Origin of the sequence: Flavobacterium sp. ABG (assembly GCF_001027725.1) — a bacterium.
Taxonomy (GTDB): Bacteria; Bacteroidota; Bacteroidia; order Flavobacteriales; family Flavobacteriaceae; genus Flavobacterium; species Flavobacterium cupriresistens.
In genome coordinates, this window is sequence record NZ_LEKS01000003.1 from 187,266 (window position 1) to 211,418 (window position 24,153).

At 35.5% G+C, this 24,153-nt stretch carries 23 protein-coding genes; 20 read left to right on the forward strand and 3 right to left on the reverse strand.

The genetic code is table 11. The annotated features are described in order from the left end of the window. The 10 genes from AB674_RS03980 (at nt 1) to AB674_RS04025 (ending at nt 9,827) form a co-directional block, all read left to right on the forward strand. On the forward strand, nt 1-678 hold the full coding sequence (locus AB674_RS03980; protein ID WP_047774073.1) for a DUF2461 domain-containing protein: 678 nt from the start codon (nt 1-3) through the stop codon (nt 676-678). Between the two features lie 261 nt (nt 679-939). After that, complete coding sequence (locus AB674_RS03985) at nt 940-1,998, forward strand: glycosyltransferase family 4 protein (RefSeq protein WP_047774075.1); 1,059 nt, start codon at nt 940-942, stop codon at nt 1,996-1,998. A gap of 148 nt (nt 1,999-2,146) precedes the next feature. Beyond that, complete coding sequence (locus tag AB674_RS03990) at nt 2,147-3,700, forward strand: rhomboid family intramembrane serine protease (RefSeq protein ID WP_047774077.1); 1,554 nt, start codon at nt 2,147-2,149, stop codon at nt 3,698-3,700. A 74-nt stretch (nt 3,701-3,774) separates the two neighbouring features. Further along, on the forward strand, nt 3,775-4,788 hold the full coding sequence (murB, locus tag AB674_RS03995) for a UDP-N-acetylmuramate dehydrogenase (protein WP_047774079.1): 1,014 nt from the start codon (nt 3,775-3,777) through the stop codon (nt 4,786-4,788). A 27-nt stretch (nt 4,789-4,815) separates the two neighbouring features. Next, the gene (locus AB674_RS04000; RefSeq protein ID WP_047774081.1) at nt 4,816-5,325 is read left to right on the forward strand and encodes a hypothetical protein; all 510 of its coding nucleotides are present in this window, start codon (nt 4,816-4,818) and stop codon (nt 5,323-5,325) included. Nucleotides 5,326-5,649: 324 nt separating this feature from the next. After that, on the forward strand, nt 5,650-6,264 hold the full coding sequence (locus AB674_RS04005; RefSeq protein ID WP_047774083.1) for an FMN-binding negative transcriptional regulator: 615 nt from the start codon (nt 5,650-5,652) through the stop codon (nt 6,262-6,264). 83 nt (nt 6,265-6,347) lie between these two features. Next, a complete protein-coding gene (locus AB674_RS04010) occupies nt 6,348-7,454 on the forward strand; it encodes a glycosyltransferase (protein ID WP_047774085.1) in 1,107 nt (368 codons plus the stop codon). After that, a complete protein-coding gene (locus AB674_RS04015) occupies nt 7,445-7,996 on the forward strand; it encodes an RNA polymerase sigma factor (RefSeq protein ID WP_047774088.1) in 552 nt (183 codons plus the stop codon). The genes AB674_RS04010 and AB674_RS04015 overlap by 10 nt, the downstream gene beginning before the upstream one ends. Nucleotides 7,997-8,152: 156 nt before the next feature. Then, nucleotides 8,153-8,980, forward strand: a complete 828-nt coding sequence (locus AB674_RS04020; RefSeq protein ID WP_047774089.1) for an energy transducer TonB — start codon at nt 8,153-8,155, stop codon at nt 8,978-8,980. Nucleotides 8,981-9,446: 466 nt separating this feature from the next. Next, nucleotides 9,447-9,827 carry a PH domain-containing protein gene (locus AB674_RS04025; protein ID WP_047774091.1) on the forward strand — a complete coding sequence of 127 codons (381 nt, stop codon included), beginning with the start codon at nt 9,447-9,449 and terminating at the stop codon, nt 9,825-9,827. A gap of 67 nt (nt 9,828-9,894) precedes the next feature. Here the strand turns inward: AB674_RS04025 and AB674_RS04030 are convergent, their stop codons facing one another. Beyond that, entirely contained in the window at nt 9,895-10,755 is an 861-nt protein-coding gene (locus tag AB674_RS04030) for a M48 family metalloprotease (protein ID WP_047774093.1), read from the reverse strand. A gap of 329 nt (nt 10,756-11,084) precedes the next feature. Here AB674_RS04030 and lipA point away from each other — a divergent pair, with 329 nt between their 5' ends. From lipA to AB674_RS04045, 3 genes are all read left to right on the forward strand, one after another. After that, a complete protein-coding gene (gene lipA / locus AB674_RS04035) occupies nt 11,085-11,951 on the forward strand; it encodes a lipoyl synthase (RefSeq protein WP_047774095.1) in 867 nt (288 codons plus the stop codon). Between the two features lie 65 nt (nt 11,952-12,016). Further along, nucleotides 12,017-13,015, forward strand: a complete 999-nt coding sequence (gap, locus tag AB674_RS04040) for a type I glyceraldehyde-3-phosphate dehydrogenase (protein ID WP_047774097.1) — start codon at nt 12,017-12,019, stop codon at nt 13,013-13,015. Nucleotides 13,016-13,042: 27 nt separating this feature from the next. Next, a complete protein-coding gene (locus tag AB674_RS04045) occupies nt 13,043-15,214 on the forward strand; it encodes an ATP-binding protein (protein ID WP_047774099.1) in 2,172 nt (723 codons plus the stop codon). An 18-nt stretch (nt 15,215-15,232) separates the two neighbouring features. Here the strand turns inward: AB674_RS04045 and lpxK are convergent, their stop codons facing one another. Beyond that, the gene (lpxK, locus tag AB674_RS04050) at nt 15,233-16,249 is read right to left on the reverse strand and encodes a tetraacyldisaccharide 4'-kinase (protein ID WP_047774101.1); all 1,017 of its coding nucleotides are present in this window, start codon (nt 16,247-16,249) and stop codon (nt 15,233-15,235) included. Between the two features lie 122 nt (nt 16,250-16,371). On the opposite strand from lpxK, the gene AB674_RS04055 reads away from it, so the two are divergent. From AB674_RS04055 to AB674_RS04065, 3 genes are all read left to right on the forward strand, one after another. Next, entirely contained in the window at nt 16,372-17,466 is a 1,095-nt protein-coding gene (locus AB674_RS04055; protein WP_047774102.1) for a Nif3-like dinuclear metal center hexameric protein, read from the forward strand. A 3-nt stretch (nt 17,467-17,469) separates the two neighbouring features. After that, complete coding sequence (locus AB674_RS04060) at nt 17,470-18,249, forward strand: zinc ribbon domain-containing protein (protein ID WP_047774104.1); 780 nt, start codon at nt 17,470-17,472, stop codon at nt 18,247-18,249. A gap of 309 nt (nt 18,250-18,558) precedes the next feature. Continuing rightward, complete coding sequence (locus AB674_RS04065) at nt 18,559-19,410, forward strand: alpha/beta fold hydrolase (protein ID WP_047774108.1); 852 nt, start codon at nt 18,559-18,561, stop codon at nt 19,408-19,410. A gap of 105 nt (nt 19,411-19,515) precedes the next feature. On the opposite strand, the gene AB674_RS04070 is transcribed toward AB674_RS04065, so the two are convergent. Next, a complete protein-coding gene (locus tag AB674_RS04070; protein ID WP_047774110.1) occupies nt 19,516-20,193 on the reverse strand; it encodes an ArsR/SmtB family transcription factor in 678 nt (225 codons plus the stop codon). 77 nt (nt 20,194-20,270) lie between these two features. On the opposite strand from AB674_RS04070, the gene AB674_RS04075 reads away from it, so the two are divergent. The 4 genes from AB674_RS04075 to AB674_RS04090 all read left to right on the forward strand — a co-directional run bounded on the left by AB674_RS04075 (nt 20,271) and on the right by AB674_RS04090 (nt 24,061). Continuing rightward, nucleotides 20,271-21,425 carry a cytochrome P450 gene (locus tag AB674_RS04075; RefSeq protein WP_047774111.1) on the forward strand — a complete coding sequence of 385 codons (1,155 nt, stop codon included), beginning with the start codon at nt 20,271-20,273 and terminating at the stop codon, nt 21,423-21,425. Between the two features lie 16 nt (nt 21,426-21,441). Next, nucleotides 21,442-21,789 carry an antibiotic biosynthesis monooxygenase family protein gene (locus AB674_RS04080; protein WP_047774112.1) on the forward strand — a complete coding sequence of 116 codons (348 nt, stop codon included), beginning with the start codon at nt 21,442-21,444 and terminating at the stop codon, nt 21,787-21,789. A 237-nt stretch (nt 21,790-22,026) separates the two neighbouring features. After that, nucleotides 22,027-22,839: a 23S rRNA pseudouridine(2604) synthase RluF gene (gene rluF, locus AB674_RS04085; protein WP_047774461.1), complete on the forward strand. Its 813-nt coding sequence runs from the start codon at nt 22,027-22,029 to the stop codon at nt 22,837-22,839. A gap of 292 nt (nt 22,840-23,131) precedes the next feature. Beyond that, nucleotides 23,132-24,061, forward strand: coding sequence for a magnesium transporter CorA family protein (locus AB674_RS04090; protein WP_047774113.1), 930 nt, complete (start codon nt 23,132-23,134; stop codon nt 24,059-24,061). Nucleotides 24,062-24,153: the final 92 nt, after the last annotated feature.

The window sequence follows — 24,153 nt, forward strand, 5'->3', positions numbered from 1 at the left end:
ATGCTAACGAAAGAATCATTGCAATTTTTAGACGATCTAAAAGCCAACAACAACAGAGATTGGTTTCAGGACAACAAAAAGAGATACGAAGTTTTCAAAAAAGATTACCACCAATTGGTAAGTGATTTTCTGGATGTAATGAAACCGCTTGACCCTTCATTAGAGTTACTTGAAGTCAAAAATTGTACTTTCAGGATCAACCGTGACATTCGGTTTTCTAAAGACAAATCTCCTTACAAAGCCCATTTGGGTGTCTGGATATCGGGCGGAACCAAAGGCTTAAACCGTGCCGGATATTACGTTCACATTGAAAAAGGTGCCAGTTTTATTGCCGGAGGATTTTATTCCCCTGAATCGGATGATTTAAAAAAAGTCAGAAAAGAAATTGCTTTTTTTTACGATGATTTAGAAGGAATTCTATCCGACAAAAACTTCAAAAAAGAGTTTGGCAGTTTTGATATCAACGAGAGTAATTCGCTTAAAAACCCGCCACGTGGTTATGAGAAAGATCACCCTGCAATTGAATTCTTAAAATTGAAAAGTTTTACAGCTTCTCAAAAATACGACATAAAAGAAGTGGCTCAAAAAGACTTCGTTGCTAAAATGAGTCAAAAACTAATTGCGTTAAAACCTTTAAACGAATTCATCAACCGTGCTTTAGATACGGATGAATTTTAAATTTTATTTGCCACAGATTTCACAGATTCGCACAGATTATTTTTTGAAACGGATTTAGATCTATATAAATTTTTCGCCACAGATTCACACAGATTAGATCATAAACAGGAATTAAATCCTTTTAATCTTTCTAATCTGTGTGAATCTGTGGCAAAAAATACCAATGAATTTTAAACCCATATATTTTTTTACCACGAATTCCAGGAATTAACACCAATTAATTCGTGAAAATTCGTGAAATTCGCGGCTAAAACGCATTGAATGAAAAGAAAAATACTTTTTCTTGGCGAATCTTATCGTGCCGACGCTATCACCTGGATGAAAGGCCTGAAGGAGTTTGGTGATTTTGAGATTTGCACCTGGGAGCTTAAAACTCCAAACAATACGAAACTGAACCGTTTCAAACGTATTGCAGAATACCTGTTTGCTCCTCTTTCCATTCGCAAAATCATTCGTCAGGAAAAACCGGATATGGTTATTGCTGAAAGAACGACCAGTTACGGTTTTTTAGCCGCTTTATCAGGCGCCAAAACCATCGCCATTGCACAACAGGGAAGAACCGATTTATGGCCTGAGGGTTCTGTTTTATTGCCTTTAAAAAAAATCATTCAGAAATACGCTTTCAAAAAAGCACATCTAATTCATGCCTGGGGACCGGTCATGACCATTTCAATGAAGGAAATTGGTGTTGACATGAGCAAAGTTTTGGTGCTGCCAAAAGGTATTGATTTGTCTCTTTTTACTCCTTCAACTTCAAATTCCACCAAAATTGAAGCCATCGTAACCCGTTCTTTGCAACCGGAATACCGACACGATTCCATCCTAAAAGCTTTTTCGATTGTTCACCAAAAAGGAATTGATTTCACACTGACTATCGTTGGTGACGGTACCCGTTTGACTTATTTGAAAGATTTAGCTTCAACCTTACAGATAGAAAACAAGGTGGTTTTTACAGGAAGGATCCCGAATACGGAACTTCCTAAATTACTACAACAATCGAATATCTACATCAGCATGCCAATAACCGAAGGGGTTTCTGCTTCTTTATTTGAAGCCATGGCTTGCCATTGTTATCCTGTAGTTTCCGACATTCCCGGAAATCAGAGCTGGATCACACATCGAAAAAACGGTCAGTTAATAACAATTGACGATATCGAAAAACTGGCAGAAGAACTTATTTGGTCTTTTGAAAATCCGGAATCCCGAAATCAGGCTGTACTGCAGAACAGAAAATTTGTTGAGGAAAATGCGAATTACAGCAGCAACATGAAAATGATTGCAGATAAATACCATGAATTACTTGGCTTACGAGATATGTAGCGTTACTTAACCGCAAGGCTCGCAAGGATTTTTTCGCAAAGGCCGCAAGGTTTAAAACTAAGCCTCACCGCCTTTACAAATACTGCAGTTAAAAAAACTTACTGTTACCCCAAAACCATTACAAAAATTGCCCATTCAGAAACACAAAATGACAGATTTTACAAAAAAATTTAAATTAATCTACCTTCCATTTTTACTAATTACAATAAGTTCTATACTAGGTTATACTTTTTTACACTGGCTCCTTTTTATCCAACTAGAATTATTTTCTATTAAGGAAGATATTTTAAAATTCTGGCTTCCGATCGGATTAGCCTGCCTTTCGATTTACTTTTTTTTATACCCGAGAGTAAAATTACTTCGTTTTAAAAAAGACGACACACCTTCTTTTATTTGTTTTTTAGCAGCAGCTATAATTGTCATACCTACCATTACAGCCCAAGAGTATTTAACAACCGCCACAGGAAAAGTAACCGACCTTAAAGATATTTACCAAATACAGAAATTAGAAAAAACGAAATATTATACTTTAAAAAGATGTTACATAGACAAAAGAAATATTGGCGTTCTAAACACGTCCTCTCTTAGTGGAAAAGGCAATACAACTTTCAATATCGAAATTTATGTTACAATACCCATTTTCAGAACAGCCAAAGACACCTCAAAAACGGAATGTGAATATTGGCTGGGACAGAAATACACACATAGTATAAGCAACAGTCTTTCATCTGATGATAAAAAATATTATCGCAACGAATTCGCACAAACGATAAGCCAAGAATTTAAATATACCGATTTTAGTGATTTCACTTATCTGGAGGCGATCGGCGAAACTAAAGATCATGACAATTTTGACGATGCTGTTACCAAAAACACGCAATACGATTTTAAAAAACCAATTATTTTTAAAGCCCATAAGGAACGTTTTGAGAAAAGAAATGGCGACAAATTAGAGTGGTTTTTTATCCTATTAAGCGGCGGACTTTTCATCTCGTTAATTTTCCTTCTATTTGCAAAACTAAAAACGGGAGCGGTTTATGATTTTAAAAACAGAAGAAAAGCCAGAAACAAAAGCCTAAAAGAAGCCTTTGATATTCTCCTTCCAAAAGAAGACTATTATATAACACCAGTCTTAGTAAACATTAACATTATAGTTTTTCTTATAATGGTTATTTCAGGTCTTGGTTTTATGCAGTTCGAAGGAAAAGATTTACTGCAATGGGGAGCCAACTTTAAACCCTCTACAATCAATGGGCAATGGTGGAGACTCCTAACTGCTACATTTCTTCATGGTGGAATAATCCATCTAGCGTCAAACATGTTTGGACTTTTATTTATTGGCGCTTTATTAGAACCTGTTTTAGGGAAAACCAAATTTTTACTTCTCTATTTGTTAACTGGTCTTCTTGCAAGTTTAGCAAGCATATGGTGGTTCGATGCAACTGTTAGTGTGGGTGCTTCCGGTGCTATTTTCGGGCTTTATGGGATATTTCTTGCTTTACTATTAAAAGAGGTATTTCCAAAAGAGTTTAGTACTGTTTTTATGACCAGTACTTTAATATTTATCGCTTATAATCTATTAATGGGATTAACCGGCGGTATTGACAATGCAGCCCATATTGGAGGTCTTTTGAGCGGTTTTATAATTGGCCTTGTTTTATCTCCAATAGTAAAGAAAAAATCAGAATTCGATAACAAATAAAAAGGCAGTTCAAATAAATTATAATCCTTACTTTTGGCCTCAGAATTAATTCTCTAAAAAAGCCTTTTTTATTTATGGAAATTCAATCCAATTTTTCTTTAAAAAAACACAATACATTTGGTATTGAAGCTAAAGCAAAACAATTTGTTGCCGTTCACTCTATTGCCGAACTGAAAACCGTTTTACAAGAAAATAAAAACCAGAAGAAATTCATTTTGGGCGGCGGCAGTAATATGCTTCTGACTCAGGATATTGATGCTTTGGTAATTCATATTGATTTAAAAGGAAAAAAAATCATTGAAGAAAATGATGATTTTGTCTGGGTTGAAAGTCAGGCGGGCGAAACATGGCATGACTTTGTTCTTTGGACGATTGAAAATAATTTTGGTGGGTTAGAAAACATGTCCCTGATTCCGGGAAATGTTGGCACAACTCCAGTTCAGAATATTGGCGCTTACGGAACGGAAATCAAAGATACTTTTGTTTCTTGTGAAGCGATAAACATTGAGTCTCAGGAAATCAAAACTTTCACTAATGCTGATTGTAATTTTGGTTACAGAGAAAGTGTTTTCAAAAATGAAATTAAAGATCAGTATATCATCACAGCTGTGATTTATAAACTAACCAAACGCAATCATAAAATTAATACTTCGTACGGAGATATTCAGGCCGAATTAGCTAAAAACAACATTACTACACCTACCCTGAAGGATGTGAGCAATGCTGTAATTGCGATCCGACAAAGCAAATTGCCGGACCCTAAAGAATTGGGCAACAGCGGAAGTTTCTTTAAAAATCCGATTCTGTTAAAATCGGACTTCGAAAAGATCCATCAAAAATTCCCTGAAATGAAATTTTATGAAGTTTCGGAAACAGAGGTAAAAGTTCCGGCAGGCTGGTTGATTGAGCAAGCGGGTTTTAAAGGAAAACGTTTTGGAGATGCCGGAGTACATAAAAATCAGGCCTTGGTTTTGGTGAATTACGGAAATGCAACAGGACAGGAAATTTTAGCAGTTTCCAAAGCGGTACAGGATACTGTTTTCAAAACATTCGGTATTCATATCGAAGCTGAAGTAAATGTAATTTAAAAAATAGTCTAAGAATTTAATTTCTACATGAAAAAACTTAACATACGAATTGTTTTAATTCAATTATTAGGAATGATTTTCTTCGTTAATGGTATTATGCAACTCCGATTTTATACGGTAGCCGATGAGATTTTCTTCGCAAAGAATCATTTTCACTATCAAAAACTAGAACACTGGACTCGATTTTTCCCAACAAAAGAAGAGAGTTTTAATTTCTGGCCCAACGTTTACATATGGATCTTTTATGGTTTGTCATTTGGAATCTTAATCATTTCTTATCTAAACTGGAAAAACAAACTTTCGGCACTAAACACCATTTTGGTTGCAATCGTAATGTACGTTCTTTTGAGATTGAAATTTTTCAGAAGAGAGGTAATCTCTCATTTTTTCAATCCCTTTAGAACCTTGTTTTCTAATGACTTTGCCATACAATGTTTAATTGAAGGAGCAGCTTTTACTTTAATTGGAGTCCTTATTTTATATATAAGCATCAGTCCAAGTTTATTTAATTCTGAGGAAACTCTAATTCAAAATTAAAAACAACGATAGAGATTCGCTCATTACGTTCTTAAGTCCAAAATAATAAAAAACAGTAATACCGGCGAATAAACAATAAGAAAACACTTATATTTGTTTTAATGACAGAAGGAAGTCAGACCGACGTTTTACCGTTTATATTAGAGAACAAAGTCAAAGAAGGTGACGGCATAACGGAAACTTAAGAACGGTCGTCAAGAACAAAAAAAGGGCTTGTTTTTCTAAAACTGTATTAAATGAATTATCGTAAATTACACGAAATACATAAACTGACCTGAAACTATTTACTTCGGTCGTTTTTTTAACTCGATAACACCAACTAAAATGTACACACCTCAGCTCTATAAAAACGAAGATCCGGAAGCAATCAAAACTTTTTTGAAAGAGAATAGTTTTGGCATTCTGATCAATCAGACCAACGGAAAATTATGTGCCACGCATATTCCGATAGAACTCGAAATTAACGCTGACGGAAAAGAGGTTTTACAGGGGCATATCTCAAAATTAAATCCACAGGCAGAAGGTTTTGCAGAAAACGACCAGGTTTTGGCTGTATTTTCAGGACCTCACAGTTATATTTCGCCTTCCTGGTACGATCACGAAAATGTACCAACATGGAATTATATAGCCGTACATGTTTATGGCCGTATTAAAATCACGGATGAAACTGTAACACTCGAAGGACTTAAAAAATTAGTAGATAAATACGAAGCCAACTCAGAGAATCCGATTCGTCTGGAAGATTTATCTGCGAAAACAATGCGTGAAGCCAGAGGAATCTTTGGTTTTGAAATAGAAATTGATGAAATTCAGGCGACAAAAAAACTATCTCAAAACAGGGATGATCACAATTACAAAAACATAATTTCGGAATTAAAAAAAACCGAAAACCCTCAGGCTATTGCTGTTGCAAACGAAATGTCAAAATGCCGAAAGTAAATTGGTTTTAACCATTGAAAATTAGGAATTCATAAGTACATTTGCACTCGCAAGATTCAAAAATCAAAAGACATTAAAATCAGATGCTTACATTCATTTTTTACTTTTTTATTGCTGTTGTTGTCATCCAACTTTCTTATTATCTGGGTATTTTTGGAAAATTCGCTTTTGGTAAACCACAAAGTATCACGCCAAAGAATATTCCGGTTTCCGTAATTGTTTGTGCTAAAAACGAAGAAGAAAACGTAAAAAAATACATTCCGTTATTAGCGGAACAAAACTATCCGGATTTTGAAATTGTTTTAATTGATGATGCCTCAAGTGATGAAACACTCGAAGCTTTTGAAGAATTTGAGAAACAATACGCAAACGTTCGTTTGGTAAAAGTAGAAAACAATGAAGCCTTTTGGGGCAATAAAAAATATGCATTGACCTTAGGAATCAAAGCATCAAAAAAAGAATACTTACTCTTTACCGATGCGGATTGTTATCCGGCATCTAAAGACTGGATTACAGCAATGACCTCGCAATTTACCATGAACAGAACTATTGTTTTGGGATATGGAGGTTATGATAAAATAGAGCGTTCTCTGTTAAATAAAGTCATTCGTTTCGAAACTGTTCTTACTGCCATGCAATATTTATCGTGGGCAAAAGTCGGGGCTCCGTATATGGGAGTCGGGCGAAATCTTGCCTATAAAAAAGAAGAGTTTTTTAATGTAAATGGTTTTATTGAACACATTCAGATTCGCTCCGGTGATGATGATTTGTTTGTCAATCAGGCAGCAAACAAAAACAACACAGCCATCGCTTACACACCTGACAGTTTCACTTACTCAAAACCAAAAGAAACTTACAGAGAATGGTTTGCTCAAAAAAGAAGGCATGTTGCTACAGCAAATTATTACAAAGTTTTTGATAAAATTCAGTTAGGTCTTTTTTATACCTCACAATTATTTTTCTTTATATTAGTTATCCTTTTATTGGCTTTCCAATTTCAATGGATTGCTGTATTGGCTTTGCTGGCGACACGTTACACTATTGCGTGGATTGTAATTGGATTTTCGGCATCAAAATTGAAAGAAAAAGATCTTAGAGCTTGGTTTCCTGTTGTAGAAATCATGCTTATATTCACGCAAATTAATATCTTTATAACTAATATCTTTTCAAAACCCGTACATTGGAAATAAATTCTAAAATAGAAAAAGCAAAAAAAGGCGATCAGATCGCCTTTACTTTTTTGTTAGATTTTTATTGGAATGAAGTGTACGGATTTATGTTAAAACGTACAGAAAACGAAACCACTGCCGAAGATATTACCATTGAGACCTTCTCAAAAGCTTTTGACAAGATTGCTTCCTACAACCCGGAATTTCAATTCAACACCTGGTTAATTGCAATTGCAAAAAATGTTTATATTGATCTGTTACGTAAAAAGAAAACCAATCTTTTTATAGAAATCACTGATGCTGAGGACCAACAGGCTTACAATATCGCTGACACCACTCCGTCTGCCGAAGATGCTTTAATTAAAGAGCAAAACCTGTCCCGCTTACTACAATGCATCAAAGAATTAAAACCCCACTATCAGGAAGTAATTCAGCTTCGTTATTTTCAGGAAATGAGTTATCAGGAGATTGCACTCAAAATTGATGAGCCTTTAAGCAACGTAAAAGTAAAATTACTACGCGCTAAAAAATTATTAGCCGAAATCATTGAACGCAAAAGATAATTTACTATCTTTCGGTAAAGAATGAAATATCCATGTATTTTTTCTTAAAAAAGTGAATTATCAACCCTCTAAAGTTCTTTTGTTTTTAATGACAACCAAATTAAATTTTCGTTGCTTATGATGTAATTTTTACTTAACCTTAAAATCCAATTAAACATGTCAAAACTAAGCATCTATGAAACCAAGTGGACCGATCTTGTTTTCGAAAACAAAAACAAAGAATACGGAGCGTATCAATTGCGCCAAGAAAGTGCTAAAAACTCCATAACAGCCTTATTCGGAGGATTATTGGTTATAGCCTCGTTAGGAACTGCCTCTATGCTGATTAGTAAATTCAAAAAAGTAGACGTAACTCCGATACCAACTGACATTCCAATAAGCGACCCGCTCATTGTTACACAGGTAGATCTGACTCATGAAGTAACACCGCCACCACCTCCTCCGACACAACAAACTGCCGCGACACAGGTAACAGAGGCAGTTCAATTGACAAATCCGGTCGTAGTTGCGGCATCACAGGCTGCTGTTGAAGAAATAGCTCCAAATACAGTTAATGCTCCCGTGGTAACAAATACAACAGGAAATGGAATTGCGACTACAAACGTTTTACCGTCAACCGGTAATGGTACAGGAGTTACTCCATCTGTTCCCAACACTAATGAACCAGTGCTTGCAACTGCATTAGACAAAATGCCGGAATTCCCAGGAGGAATGGCCAAGTTCTATACGTTCGTTGGAAATAATTTCCAAAGACCGGAATTAGACGCCGAAAGAACGTTGAGAGTTTATGTATCTTTTGTAGTTGAAAAAGACGGTTCTTTAACAGATATCATGGTAAAAAATGATCCTGGTTACGGAATGGGAAGAGAAGCTGTTCGCGTTCTAAAATCACTAAAAACAAAATGGACTCCCGGAATCCTAAACGGAAAAGCAGTCCGCACCGCATATAACCTTCCAATAACAATCAAAACGGAAGCTGAATAACCAAACGAGAAAAACGGCTGTCTTAAAAAGGCAGCCGTTTTTTTGTTCTTTCTCCCAAAGTGCTGTCTCAGTTTTCAGTTTCAGTCTCAGTCTCAGTTCACATTCTACAGTTCACATTCTACAGTTTACATTTTCCAGTTCACATTTTCCAGTTCACATTTCCCATCCTACTTACAGCTCAAAAACTTAACAGCCCCACCATTTAACAAACAAAAAAGCGCCCCTTGCGCAAAACCTTGCGAACTTCGCGGTTAAACCCTCATGCAGAGTCTCAGCCCCAGTCTCAGTCTCAGTCTCAGTTGAAACATGAAACATGAAACTTGAAACATGAAACAAAAAAAACCTCCCCCTCCTTCCACAATAACAACTATTTCCACAAAGTAAAAATCCAATTCATAAAATCAGCAAAATCAACTACATTTACAGCTTATAAAAAGAATTGTATTAAAAATTAAAAACAATAAAAATGGGAATATTTTCGGCTTTACTTGGTAACGCAGGCACCGTTAGTCAAGAGGATTTAGTTAAAAATTACGGTCAGCTTCTAACAGACCGTGAGGAAATCGAAATGGGTTTTAAACTAATCAGAGACACTTTTATTTTTACAAACAAAAGATTAATTCTGGTAGACAAACAAGGAATAACAGGAAGCAAAACCGAATACAGATCAATTGCTTACAAAAGCATTTCAAGATTCAGTATCGAGACAGCAGGTACTTTTGACCTTGACGCTGAATTAAAAATCTGGGTGGCCAGCGAATTACAACCAAGTATCGTAAAACAATTTAACAAATCGGTAAACGTATACGAAGTGCAGAAAGTATTAGCGCACCATGTTTTAGGTTAATCTAATAAAAAAATAAACCCGACAGGTTTTTGAAACCTGTCGGGTTTTATTTTACGACAACCAAGAATTATTTCTTCTTTTTAGTTGTTTTTTTGGTCGTTGTTGCTTTTTTAGACGGTGCTGTGTTTACAATTTTCTGTTGTACATACGCTTTATACAAACCATCTTTTTCTGCTCTGGCTTTCGCATCATCCGCTCTCTTTTTAGAATCCGGATGTGAACTCATCATCTGATCGATAAAAGAAGCTTCAGCTCCTTCGCTCATTTTGGCCAGAATTCGGAATGCAGATTCTTCGGCATTCACGTTATATCCATTTTTCTTCATGAAATTGTACGAAAACAAATCTGCTTCTGCTTCTTGTTTTCTACTATGTTTACTATCAATCATAGCGCTTCCGATTTTACCCAGCTGACTGTCTGTAACTGATGTAATAGTCGCTGATTGAGATGCAGCTCCATCAATCAAAGCTTCTTTTTGATACGCTGCTCTCATCGCGTCTCTTGAATCATTATTGGCAACGTGACCAATTTCATGACCGATTACCGCAAGCAATTCATTATCATCCATAATATCCATTAAACCCGAATATACACGAACACTTCCGTCTGCCGTTGCAAAAGCATTTACTTCTTTAACTTTATATACTTTATAATTTAAGGTATACCCTTCACCGGTAGTATATTTTCCAAAAACACGATTCAACCTCAAAGTGTAACCATCCGTTGGACCTGCAATTTCATGTTCTGCATCTAATTTAACTACCGCTTCTTTAGACAACTTTGCAGCGTCAGCATTACTCAAAGTAAAACTTGTGATTCCTTTTTGAACAGCTCCAATGGCTTTATCTCCAAAACTAATTTGCGCATTCATTCTAGTAAAACCAAAAGTGGCAAACAAAACTCCCAATACAATAAATTTCTTTTTCATGTTTTTATACTATTACAATTTAACATCAAATGTACTACTAACGAAATACTATTTTATTTCTTTTCGGTTAATTTTTTAACAATTAAAGATATAAATTTTATACGGGTAAAAATCAAACCGATATCATAATTCTTTGACTTCAATCCATAAACAAATCAAAAATTAAGTAAACAAATAAAAATAGCCGTGTAAAATTAAAGTTTTAACAGTAACACAAAATTATACGCAAAAGCCATACCAACAGTTAATAGATATCAACAGCAAATTAACCGGTAAACGAATCTCCAAATAAACTACATTCCGTATCTTTGTGCTTTGAATTTTGATTTATGGAAACAGTCATTGAAAATATACCAACTGGAAAACCGAAATGGTTAAAAGTAAAACTTCCAATTGGACAAAAATATACAGAGCTTCGTGGTTTGGTAGACAAGTATAGTTTAAATACTATTTGCACCTCAGGAAGCTGCCCAAATATGGGAGAATGTTGGGGTGAAGGAACAGCAACTTTTATGATTCTCGGAAATGTTTGCACGCGTTCTTGCGGGTTTTGCGGTGTAAAAACCGGAAGACCGGAAACTGTCGATTGGGATGAACCTGAAAAAGTAGCCCGATCTATAAAAATCATGAACATCAAACATGCGGTAATTACAAGTGTTGACCGAGATGATTTAAAAGATGGTGGTTCTATCATCTGGATTGAAACGGTAAAAGCAATTCGCAGAATGAACCCAAATACCACTCTTGAAACCTTAATTCCGGATTTCCAGGGAATCGAAAGAAACATCGACCGAATTGTAGAAGCCAATCCTGAAGTAGTTTCACATAATGTGGAGACGGTACGCCGTTTGACACGTGAGGTGCGTATTCAGGCTAAATACGATCGTAGCCTTGAAGTATTGCGTTACCTGAAAGAAAAAGGAATCAACAGAACCAAGTCAGGTATTATGCTGGGTCTTGGTGAAACGGAAGAAGAAGTATTCCAAACGATGACCGATTTACGTAATGCAAATGTAGATGTAGTGACTATTGGTCAATACCTGCAACCAAGCAAGAAACATTTGCCCGTAAAAGAATTCATAACACCGGATCAATTTGCCAAATACGAGAAATTTGGTCTTGAATTAGGTTTCCGTCATGTGGAGAGTGGGCCTTTAGTTCGTTCTTCCTACAAAGCACAAAAACATATTTTATAAAATTTATCCTTCTATTCGATTGCTTATTTTAATCCGATAAAAGGACTAACTGAATACTAAATCGCTTGAAAACAAGAATTGCTATTAACGGTTTTGGAAGAATTGGAAGAAATTTATTTCGTTTACTTTTAAACCATTCAGAAATTGAAGTCGTTGCTATAAATGACATTGCAGATAACAAAACAATGTCTCATCTGATCAAATACGACAGTATACATGGTGTCTTGCCTTTTAAAGTAAGTCACGATGAAAAAGGGATTATCGTTGATGGAAAGCATTTTTTATTTTTTCATGAAAAAAGTATTTCAAATTTAGACTGGGAAAGTCATTCTATTGATTTTGTAATCGAATCAACAGGAAAGTATAAGACCCATGAAGATTTAAACAAACATATTGAAGTTGGAGCCAAAAAGGTGATTCTTTCTGCTCCTTCTGAAGTTGATACTATAAAAACGGTTGTACTTGGAGTAAACGAACATATTCTGGATGGAAATGAAACGATAGTTTCGAATGCAAGTTGCACAACAAATAACGCTGCTCCGATGATTAAAATCATTGAAGAACTATGCGGTATTGAGCAGGCATACATTACAACAATACATTCTTACACTACTGATCAGAGTCTTCACGACCAACCACATAAGGATTTACGCCGTGCGAGAGGCGCCAGTCAGTCAATTGTTCCAACAACTACGGGCGCAGCTAAAGCTTTAACAAAAATTTTCCCTAAATTGCATGAAAAAATAGGGGGTTGTGGAATTCGAGTACCCGTTCCGGATGGTTCATTAACTGATATCACATTTAATGTGCAACGTGCCGTGACGATCGAAGAAATCAACACCGCTTTTGAAAAAGCCTCAAATACAAATTTAAAAGGAATATTAGATTACACAGAAGATCCGATTGTATCGGTTGATGTGATTGGCAACACAAATTCGTGTCTGTTTGACGCACAATTAACCTCCGTTATTGACAAAATGGTAAAAGTTGTGGGTTGGTATGATAATGAAATTGGCTATTCATCACGATTGATTGATTTGATTTTACTGATGAAAAAAACATAAGATTCATTGTAAGAAGCATTGCGATACATGAAACATTATCTTTTAATTCTTATTAGTTTTTTTAGTCTGTTTTTGTATTCTCAAGTGGAACAGAATACAGATAGTGCTTTCTATTATAATAAGTTAGCCAACGCCAATCTTCAAAACAAAAAATTCGATCAGGCTGTTTTTTTCACACAGAAATCAATTGATTTTTGTGCTACAAACAACTTTCCCGATAATTTGGCCAATCAGACTTTTAAGCTTGGCAAAATTTACTACAACCAAAGAAATTATAATGAAGCTTTAAAAAACTTTTACAAAAGTGTTGCTTTGTTTGATAAAGCAAAACCAACCTGTACCAAAGCACTGGCACTACACTACATAGGCATAACCAATGTAGCAAAAGGCAATTATCAGCTCGCTGAAATTTATTATAAAAAAGCAGATTCTCTTTTAAAGAAATTAAATATTGTTGACAAAGCTGAAATTTTGCACTACGAAAAAGCAATCGCGTTTAAGGCCAGTAACAACTTTCCTTTAGCGATAGAAACTTTTCAAAAAATAGTCAAAAAACCGGACAACAAGCCCAATTTAAAAACTAAAACTGACGCGTATTATCAACTGGGATTAATTGAAACGCAGCTGAAACAAAATGATTCCGCTATCATTCATTTCGACAAAGCTTTAGAAATAAACGCCAAAACCAATGATCTGGTTCAAAAATCAAGAATAATTCTGGCCATAAGTCAGTACTACAAAAAAAACAAACATTTTGACCTTGCTTACTCCTATCTGGATGAATACTACCAGATCGAGAACTCTCTTTTAAAAATAAAAAGTGCCAAATTAGACTCCAATCAGTTTAAAAAATTCAAACACAGCCAGTCTGTCAGCACTACTTTAAAGCGAGAGAACGAGGAGAAAATCCAATTAAAAACGTATCGATACTCCAAACTCGTAAGCATCTTGGCGATTGCCTTAATTTCGATTTTATCTCTTTTGAGTCTGGCTCTTTATAAAAACAACATTATTCGAAATCAGAATAATTTACTTTTGAGAGAGAAAAACAAAGAACTCATTCTGGCTAAAAACAAAGCAGAGAAAGCATCAAAAGCCAGATCGGAATTTTTGTCAACGGTAAGTCATGAACTCCGGACTCCCTTAAATGCAATCAACGGTATTACGCATTTATTGCTCGAAGACAGTCCTAAAAAAAACCAGCTAAAGTACCTCGAGTCTTTAAAATTCTCCGGAAACTACCTGACCACTTTTATCAACGAGATTCTTGAAATCAACAAAATTGACTCCACAAAAGTAGAAGTCGAACATATTTCTTTCCATCTGAAAGAGTTGTTATTCAACATTCAAAGCTCCTTAAAAGAGCTCGCAACGGCTAACAAAAATTACTTCAACCTTGAAATGGACGAAGCAATTCCCGATAATTTAATTGGTGACCCTACCAAATTATCTCAGATCATACTTAACCTGATCAACAACGCATTAAAATTCACTCAAAACGGACATGTAAATGTAATTGCCAAATTATATGCCATTGAAGAAGAAAATGCCACCGTTTATTTTGAAATTGTCGACACCGGAATCGGAATCCCGGAAGACAAACTGCAAACCGTTTTTGAAAGCTTTTCTCAGGCCTCTGTAGAAGTAAACCGAAAATACGGCGGAACCGGCCTTGGACTTACCATCGTAAAAAAATTAATTGAGTTGTTGGGCGGCGAAATCAAATTAAAAAGTGAAGTTGGCAAAGGCTCTACTTTTACCTTCAAATTAAACTTTAAAATCAACAATGAACCTCTCGAGGTCAAAGAAGAATCAAAACCATACAACGACAAACAATTGAAACACAAATCGATTTTACTGATTGAAGACAACAAAATCAATCAGATGATTACCCGAAAAATGCTAGAGAATAAAGCGATCATATGCGAAATAGTCGATAATGGCGAAGATGCTGTTGAACTTCTAAAAGTAAAACGATTCGACATGATTTTAATGGATGTTCACTTACCGGGAATCAACGGAACAACAGCCACAAAACAAATTAGAGAATTTGACAAAATAACACCAATTATTGCTCTAACCGCTATTTCACTAGACGAAAACAGAGACATGTTATTGTCTTACGGCATGAATGATGTCATCACAAAACCCTTTGTTCCGGACGAGTTTTACAGTATAATTGCACGCTTTTTTGATTGATTCCTTAAACCGCTAAAATCAAACGCCTCCTTTTACATACGCTAAAATCGCAGCATCAAAATTTTGGTGTTTGCTGATAAATGTGCTTTTTATCGGCAGGTAATACAACTGCGAAACCAATTTCGAGTCTTTCAGGCGAACGTAGTCTTTCTCTGTTGTAATGATTTTTTTTCCTTGAGCTTTGTTCTGAATCATTTCCAAATCGGACTCTGAAAAATGATGATGATCCGGAAAAGTGAGGCATTCTTCTTTTCCATTTTTCAAATAATTAAAAAAGGAGGTCGGTTTTGCGATTCCGGCCAAAAGTAGTTTTGGTTCGCCCTCAATCTCTTTTACAGCAATTTTCTCCTCCTTACTATAAATAAAATCATCGTATGCTATAAAAGTAAAATACAATTGCTGGGAGTCAGCCAATTTTAATTTTACCTGGATTTCATTTTGTTTTTCAACTGATAAATCCTTCGGACATTTTGTTACAATAACAATATTTGCACGATTTGCACCACTTCTGCTTTCTCTTAAATTTCCGGTTGGCAACATAAAATCATCCGCGTACAAATCATCAAAAGCCGTTAATAAAATATAAAATCCGGCTTTTACTTTTCGGTGTTGATAGGCATCATCCAACAAAATAACTTCCGGTTTTGTTGTTTGCGAAAGCAATTGTGTGATTCCGTTCGTTCTGTTCGCATCAACAGCTACCTGAACATTTGGAAATTTCTGAAAAAACTGAAAAGGTTCATCGCCTAAAACAGCAGCATTTGATGTAGCATCTGCCAAAACAAAACCTTCAGATTGTCGTTTGTACCCACGACTCAAAGTTGCTATTTTGTAAGTATCCGCCAACAACCGAATAAGGTATTCGATCTGAGGTGTTTTTCCGGTTCCGCCAACGCTCAAATTTCCAACCGCTATAACCGGCAGATCAAACGAGGTAGATTTCAGGATCCCTTTATCAAAAAGAAAATTACGAATCGTAGTAATCAATCCGTATAAAATCGCAAACGGAAAAAGTAGTTTTCGAAGTACATTCATTTTACGAAAGTATAATTTTTTTCGTTAATTTGTGGTAATCTGTCTCAGCTTTCCTTTTTCAGCACCCCCAAAACCTGAAACCTGAAACTTGAGACCTGAAACCTGAAACTTCAAACAAAAAAATGAAACTAAAAGAAATAATTGCGGTTCTTGAAGAAATGGCTCCATTAGCCTATGCGGAAGATTTTGATAATGTCGGGCTCTTAGTCGGTAATGCTGACAGCATAACTACCGGAGTCTTAGTTTGCCATGATGCACTAGAAACTGTCATTGACGAAGCTCTTGCAAAAAAATGCAATTTGGTTGTTTGTTTTCATCCCATATTATTTTCGGGCATTAAAAAAATTACCGGCAAAAATTATGTGGAACGCGCGATCTTAAAAGCGATTAAAAATGACATTGCAATTTATGCCGTTCACACCGCACTCGACAATCATTCCCAAGGTGTCAATAAAATTTTCTGTGATGCTTTAGGATTACTCAACACCAAAGTTTTGATTCCGAAGCAAAATTTCATTCAGAAATTAGTAACCTACACCATTCCTTCTAACGCTGATAAAGTTAGAACGGCCTTATTTGAAGCCGGTGCCGGAAGAATTGGCAACTATGACGACTGCAGTTTTAACTCCAATGGAATCGGGACATACAAAGGAAATGAGAACAGTAATCCCGTAATTGGAGTACGAAATGAACACACTGAAACGGAAGAAGTAAAAATAGAGGTTACATTTGAAAAACATTTGCAATCTAAAATTTTAAAAGCCCTTTTTGCCCATCATATTTACGAAGAGGTAGCCTATGAAATTTATGATTTACAAAACTCACATCAGCAAATTGGCTTAGGAATGATTGGTGAATTGGAGACCGAAATGAACGAGGATGATTTTCTGCATTTCGTAAAAGATAAAATGATTGCCGACGGTATTCGTCATTCTGCCTTTTTAGAAAAAAAAGTAAAGAAAGTAGCCGTTTTGGGTGGCTCAGGTAGTTTTGCGATAAAAAATGCCATTTCGGCCGGAGCAGATGCTTTTTTGACTGCCGATTTAAAGTACCATCAATTTTACGAAGCCGAAAATCGATTACTTTTGGCAGATATTGGTCATTTTGAGAGCGAACGCTATACAAAAAACTATATTGTTGATTATCTTCGAAAAAAAATCCTTAATTTTGCCATCATTTTATCAGAAGAAAATACAAATCCAGTTAAGTACTTATAGAATATGGCGAATACGAAAGAATTAAGTGTTGAGGACAAGTTAAGAGCAATATACGATTTACAGCTTATTGACTCTAGAATTGACGAAATCAGAAACGTAAGAGGAGAACTTCCTCTAGAAGTGGAAGATTTAGAAGATGAAGTTGCAGGTTTGAGCACTCGTTCAGAGAAACTGAAGGGAGAACTTGAAGTGGTTGAGGAGCAAATCAAAGGGAAGAAAATTGCCATTGATGAGCACAAAGAGGTTATCAAAAAATACACAAAACAACAAGAATCAGTTCGTAATAACAGAGAATTTAATTCTTTGACTAAAGAGGTTGAATTTCAGGAATTGGAAATTCAATTGGCTGAAAAGCAAATCAAAGAAATGAAAGCTTCTATCGAACATAAAAAAGAAGTTATTTCTAATTTAAAAGAAAAACTTGACGCAAAAAGTTCTCATTTAAAACATAAAAAATCGGAACTGGATGCTATTATGTCAGAAACTCAAAAAGAAGAAATCTTCTTAACAGAGAAATCTGCTGAGTATTCTTCTCAAATTGAAGAAAGACTATTAGCAGCTTATACCAGAATCAGAACTAGTGTTCGTAATGGTTTAGCGGTTGTATCAATCGAAAGAGGAGCATCTGCAGGATCATTCTTTACTATTCCGCCACAAACTCAGGTAGAGATTGCTTCCAGAAAGAAAATCATCACTGATGAGCATTCAGGAAGAATTTTGGTTGACAGCGCATTAGCTGAAGAAGAAAAAGAAAAAATGGAACAATTGTTCTCTAAATTCTAAATATTAGTCCCGATCTGATCGGGACTTTTTTTTTACCCTTATTTTTCGCTGCAGCTTACAAAGAGTTCTTAACTTCAAAGACTTATGGGCAAAAAAATAGCCACAGATTAAAGGATTAAAAGGATTAAATAATCTGTGCGAATCTTTTTATCTGTGGCAAAAAAATAATTCGTGGCAATTAGTGCAATTCGTGGCAAAACAATCCCAACCAACTTATTTATCAAAGCCCTAAAGATATTTTCCTGAAATCTGTGGCATTTTTTTTAATCTGTTTAAGATCCAATTTTTATCTTTATAAAAAATTAAGTTTTGACCATTAAAAAAGGAATTCGTTTTATTACATTAAAATCGGTCGGATCCTACATTAACTTCCTGAGTTATGTTCGCCCGAAAAAAGCAGTCGCACTTTCTTACGCCCTATTCAGTCAGCCGCGAGTGGGTCGATTAGACAAGAACAAACTCCCTAAAATTTTACAAAACACAGAAAAAGAGACGTTTCATCACAATGAACATCATTTTCAGACGTATGTCTGGAAGGGTAACGAAACGAAAATCTTACTCGTTCACGGTTGGGAAAGTAACGCTTCACGCTGGAAAAAAACGTTACCTCATCTTCAGAAATCCGGAAGTACCATTATTGCGATCGATGCTCCCGCTCACGGACAAAGTAGCGGTAAAGAATTTAATATTCCGCTTTATGCCGAATTCATTAACAAAGCGGTAGAAAAATATCAGCCTACCCTAATTATAGGTCATTCGATTGGAGGCGCTGCCTGCGTTTATCATCAATATTTGTTTCCCGATACGAGCATCAACAAAATGGTCATTCTGGGAGCACCATCAGACCTAAAAGTTTTGATAGATAATTATATTTCGATGTTAAGTCTGAATACTAAAATATTTTCTCTTTTAGAAAGCCGTTTTATTGATCGGTTTAATTTTAAAATGGAAGATTTTTCAGGACAGAAATTTGCTTCACAATTCAACATTCCCGGATTAATCGCGCACGACACCGCAGATAAGGTCGTTGCTTTTGAAGAAGGAAAAAAAATCGCAAGCAACTGGAAAAACAGCCAGTTTATTGAGACCAAAGGCTTAGGTCACGGCATGCATGATGATGAATTGTATCAGAAAGTGATTGCGTTTTTGTTTTCTGAGTAAAGGTTAAATAGGTATAGAGGTGCAAAGGTTCAGAGCTACAAAGACAGCTCACTGAAACTAAAATCTTCCTCTCCCATTATACATTTCACTTTTTACTCTTTACTCTCAAACAACAATTTTAAAATACTTAAATAGTTCTTTTTCTCCTTTTCCCGTAATTTGTATGGCCCTTGAATCCTTTGTTCTTCTTAACCAGTCATCGGCAATCATTTTATCGAGTAAGGATGCACCGAGTGAACCGGCAATATGATTTTTTCTTTCACTCCAGTCTAAACAGGGCTTCAGGAATAATCGCCTTTGTTTTTTTATCTCTTCGATATTAATTCCAAAATCAGAAAACCACTTTACCCCTTTTGAAGTCACTTCCAGTTTAGTCTCAGAATCCAAAAGAATACTTTGTTCTACTAAGCTTTCGGCAACTGCAACCCCTATTTTTCCAGCTAAGTGGTCGTAACAAGTCCTGCAATGTTTGATGGGCGAATGTTTTTCGGAATTCTTCTTTTGCAGCATTACCGGCGGAATCAAACTTGCCATTGCTTCAATCGCATAAGCAACTTCTTTATTAGAGAATCTATAATATTTATGACGCCCTTGTTTTTCGACACAGAGTAAGCCAGCCTCTAAAAGTTTAGCCAGATGCATGCTTATATTTTGTGGCGACGTATTAGCCGCAATAGCCAGCTCTGTTGCTGTAAATGCTTTACCATCGAGCAAGGCCCACATAATGACTGCTCTGGTTGGATCTCCAAGTAACGAAGCAACCTTTATAAACTGATCTTCCATTTTATGTAATCATAGTTAAATATACACTGAAGTATTGCCTTGTAAAGTTAAATAACTTTGTCAAAAACAAATACAACATGTCAGCTATATTTCTACAATCCGAAATCGAAAATCCGTATTCTTTTTATCAAAAAATGATAAAAGAACAGCCTGTCTATTGGGATGAAACAAATAAAATCTGGGCCATTTATTCTTATGCAGCCTGTGTTGAACTATTAAACAATACGGCTGCAACTATTCCGGTCTTAACTGCAAACAGCGAACTCAATAAATCTGCGACCACAATCATTGAGAACCTGGCGCGATTATCAAACGGTATTCAACACGAAATAGCAAAAGAAACTGCCGTTGTTCTTTTTTCACATCTAAAAACAGTAGGGATCCATACAATTTTAGAAGAACTGTTACCCGAAAGATTAATTCAAAACCAAATAAACTGGGTTGATTTGGTTTGCAAAAAGTTACCTGTCTTAACGGTTTTAAAAAGTTTTAATTTCAATGAAAAAGATTCCGACTTCATCTGTAAAAAAATAGCGCAGCTCGTGAAAATAATGCAACCCCATAAAACAACTGAAGCTATCGAAGAAATCAACAAAGTTGCGGAAGAAATCTATTCCATCACAGAAAGACATTTTGTAACGCTTCCGTTTCATGAAACTTTGATCCGTAAAATTTCCAAGTCCTACCCTATCTCCCAAACAGAAATCTTTTCGATCTGCGTAAGTAATCTAATCGGATTATTTATCCAAAGTTATGATGCCGGCAGCGGTCTTTTGAGTAATTCCTTGCTACAACTACTTTCAAAAGAAAATTTTTCTAAAGACAAAGTTGATAAAATTTGGATCCAAAAAATGATTGTGGAAACCTTACGATTTGACCCGCCCATTCACAACACCAGACGCATTGCTTCTAAAGACATTCAATTAAATAACAGCACCATTAAAAAAGATGATTCCCTATTGCTTGTTCTTGCCGCAGCAAACCGTGACCCCAATCACTTTACAAATGCTATGGATTTTGACACCGAAAGAAATAATAATCACGATCATTTGACCTTTGGAACGGGCGGACATATGTGCCTGGCGAAACATTTCTCCGTTACTATTGCAACTGAAACTCTGTATTATTTAGTCAACAACTATAAAAACATTTCGATATCAGGAAATAAAATCGAATACGAACCTATGCTCAACGCCCGACTGCCGAAAGCAATTTGGATTTCACTTTTATAATTTAAAAAACAACAACATGATAGCAGTAATTTTTGAAGTCATTCCCAACGAAGGAAAAAAAGAAGCATACCTTGACATTGCAGCAAAATTAAGACCTGAATTGGACACTATAGAAGGCTTTATCTCTATAGAACGCTTTCAGAGTTTTAATGATCCCGAAAAAGTCCTGTCTTTATCTTTCTGGAAAGACGAGGAAAGTATTTTACAATGGCGAAATCTTGAAATGCATCGATTTGCACAAACAAAAGGACGCGAAGAGATCTTCAAGGAGTATCATTTGCGAATTGCCAATGTGAATCGCGATTACGGAATGTTCGACCGCAAGGAAGCACCAAAAGACAGTTTTAAATTTCACAATCGATGAGTAAGGGCCCAAAGTAGCAAAGAAACAAAGGCTCAAAGGTTTCTAAAACAAACTCCAACTAAAGCAAAAAAACAACTGCCCTAAATCCCGACGAGTTTCCTACATACCAAAAACCTGAAACCTGAAACTTGAAACTTGAAATTTCAAGAACATTGGAATTTGGAATTTCAAAGAATTGGAATTTTTGGAATTTACCCCTCTTTTCTCTTTTCCGGTAATTTTGACTACTTTTGCAGTATGGAAGAGAATTTAAAACGTCTTAATAAATTTATTGGGGAAACCGGTTATTGTTCCCGTCGCGAAGCCGATAAACTTATCGAAGAAGGGCGTGTAACTATAAATGGAGTTGTACCTGAAATGGGGACAAAAGTTTCTCCGCACGATGAAGTACGCATCGACGGAAAGTTAATCGTTGAGAAACACGAAAAATTGGTCTATCTGGCTTTCAACAAACCTGTTGGAATTGAATGTACGACTAATCTGGAAGTTAGAAATAATATTGTCGATTATATCAATTACCCTAAACGTATTTTTCCTATCGGAAGATTGGATAAAGCCAGTGAGGGATTGATCTTTATGACGAATGACGGTGATATCGTAAATAAAATTTTACGTGCTCGAAACAATCACGAAAAAGAATATACGGTAACGGTAAACAAACCGATTACGGATCGTTTTATACAACGCATGGGAAATGGTGTTCCGATTTTGGATACCGTTACCCGAAAATGTAAGGTAGAGCAGATCAGCAAATACACTTTCAAAATTATACTGACACAAGGTTTGAACCGTCAGATTAGAAGAATGACGGAGTATTTAGGTTATGATGTAACGGCACTAAAACGAATCCGAATTATCAATATTTCATTGGATATTCCTGTTGGTCGCTATCGTGATCTTACGGATGATGAGATTAAAGAACTGAATCACTTAATCGAACCCTCCAGTAAAACGGAAGAAGCGAGTTTACCAAAAGCTGAAGCTCCAAAACGCAGAACAGAGTTCATCTCGGAACATGATCCTAGGTTTAAGAAAAAGGGAGACTACTAAGAAATGAAATTCCAAATTTTTGAAATTCCAAATTCCAAGTCTTGAAGTTTCAAATTCCAAGTCTTGAAATTCTAAATTCCAATCTTTAGACTATATGGAAGCCCATCATTTGATGGGCTTCTTTATTTTAATATATAATTAATAGTTTAAAGTTTCGGGTTTTAAAAATAAAGGATACTTTTGCAACACTTAAAAAAAACTTCTCCAATGGACGATTATTATTCGTTAGTGTTAAACTGAAAATAGCTTTTGAATTCTTTCAAAATGCTATGATAAAACCCTGTATTTTGAAATGAAAGCCTTTTACAAAAATAATAACAACGGATTAATCGAGATCAAAGAATGGATTCCGAATTGCTGGATTAGCATTGAATCTCCAACCCTCGAAGAAAAAAAATACTTATTAGAAGAGCTCCAAATCCCGGAAGCCTTTTACAATGATATTGAAGACATTGACGAAAGACCCCGTATGGAAGCCGAGGATGGCTGGACTTTGTTTATTCTGCGTGTTCCCATAAAAAGCAATGATGTAAAATTACCTTTTCAGACTGTTCCGGTTGGATTAATTTTCAAAGAAGACATCTGCGTTACCATCAGCTTTTATGAAACAGAAATCATGTCTGATTTTGTGGTGTACACCCAAAGAAAAAATATTGAGATAAAAGATAATTTTGACTTGGTATTAAGATTATTATTGTCCTCCAGTATTTGGTATTTAAAGTACCTGAAACAAATCAATCAGAAAATAAAACTGGCAGAAGATAATTTAGAAAAATCCATAAAAAACGAAGAATTACAAGCCTTGCTTCAGATCGAAAAATGTTTGGTGTTTTTTATTACTTCTTTAAAAGGAAATGATGTTTTGTTTCATCGCATCAGAAATTTAAAAGCTCAAAAAGCCCATTATGATTTGGATTTATTGGAAGATGTTGAAATCGAATTGAGCCAGGCACAAGATACGGCTAATATTTACAGCAACATTCTTACCGGAATGATGGATGCCTATGCTTCCGTAATTTCCAACAATATGAATAATATTATGAAACAGATGACTTCTATTTCGATTATTCTAATGATCCCAACTTTAATCGCCAGTTTGTACGGAATGAACGTTCCGAACGGTTTGGAAGAAAGTCAGTACGGTATTTGGATCCTCCTTCTTGTATCCATTATTCTCTCTGTTTTTGGCGTCTTTTTGTTCAAAAGAAAAAGATGGTTTTAAAGAATTAGAAAACGATATATCCTAAAATTGCAATAAACAAAGCCTGTTCTACGGAACGGGCTTTGTTGTTTTTAATTGCAACTAAAAAAAAT

Excerpts from the sequence above, each read along its gene's own strand:
- AB674_RS03980 (WP_047774073.1), top strand. The coding sequence starts at position 1 with ATGCTAACGAAAGAATCATTGCAATTTTTAGACGATCTAAAAGCCAAC.
- AB674_RS03985 (WP_047774075.1), top strand. The coding sequence starts at position 940 with ATGAAAAGAAAAATACTTTTTCTTGGCGAATCTTATCGTGCCGACGCT.
- AB674_RS03990 (WP_047774077.1), top strand. The coding sequence starts at position 2,147 with ATGACAGATTTTACAAAAAAATTTAAATTAATCTACCTTCCATTTTTA.
- murB (WP_047774079.1), top strand. The coding sequence starts at position 3,775 with ATGGAAATTCAATCCAATTTTTCTTTAAAAAAACACAATACATTTGGT.
- AB674_RS04000 (WP_047774081.1), top strand. The coding sequence starts at position 4,816 with ATGAAAAAACTTAACATACGAATTGTTTTAATTCAATTATTAGGAATG.
- AB674_RS04005 (WP_047774083.1), top strand. The coding sequence starts at position 5,650 with ATGTACACACCTCAGCTCTATAAAAACGAAGATCCGGAAGCAATCAAA.
- AB674_RS04010 (WP_047774085.1), top strand. The coding sequence starts at position 6,348 with ATGCTTACATTCATTTTTTACTTTTTTATTGCTGTTGTTGTCATCCAA.
- AB674_RS04020 (WP_047774089.1), top strand. The coding sequence starts at position 8,153 with ATGTCAAAACTAAGCATCTATGAAACCAAGTGGACCGATCTTGTTTTC.
- AB674_RS04025 (WP_047774091.1), top strand. The coding sequence starts at position 9,447 with ATGGGAATATTTTCGGCTTTACTTGGTAACGCAGGCACCGTTAGTCAA.
- AB674_RS04030 (WP_047774093.1), bottom strand. The coding sequence starts at position 10,755 with ATGAAAAAGAAATTTATTGTATTGGGAGTTTTGTTTGCCACTTTTGGT.
- lipA (WP_047774095.1), top strand. The coding sequence starts at position 11,085 with ATGGAAACAGTCATTGAAAATATACCAACTGGAAAACCGAAATGGTTA.
- AB674_RS04045 (WP_047774099.1), top strand. The coding sequence starts at position 13,043 with ATGAAACATTATCTTTTAATTCTTATTAGTTTTTTTAGTCTGTTTTTG.
- lpxK (WP_047774101.1), bottom strand. The coding sequence starts at position 16,249 with ATGAATGTACTTCGAAAACTACTTTTTCCGTTTGCGATTTTATACGGA.
- AB674_RS04055 (WP_047774102.1), top strand. The coding sequence starts at position 16,372 with ATGAAACTAAAAGAAATAATTGCGGTTCTTGAAGAAATGGCTCCATTA.
- AB674_RS04060 (WP_047774104.1), top strand. The coding sequence starts at position 17,470 with ATGGCGAATACGAAAGAATTAAGTGTTGAGGACAAGTTAAGAGCAATA.
- AB674_RS04070 (WP_047774110.1), bottom strand. The coding sequence starts at position 20,193 with ATGGAAGATCAGTTTATAAAGGTTGCTTCGTTACTTGGAGATCCAACC.
- AB674_RS04075 (WP_047774111.1), top strand. The coding sequence starts at position 20,271 with ATGTCAGCTATATTTCTACAATCCGAAATCGAAAATCCGTATTCTTTT.
- AB674_RS04080 (WP_047774112.1), top strand. The coding sequence starts at position 21,442 with ATGATAGCAGTAATTTTTGAAGTCATTCCCAACGAAGGAAAAAAAGAA.
- rluF (WP_047774461.1), top strand. The coding sequence starts at position 22,027 with ATGGAAGAGAATTTAAAACGTCTTAATAAATTTATTGGGGAAACCGGT.
- AB674_RS04090 (WP_047774113.1), top strand. The coding sequence starts at position 23,132 with ATGAAAGCCTTTTACAAAAATAATAACAACGGATTAATCGAGATCAAA.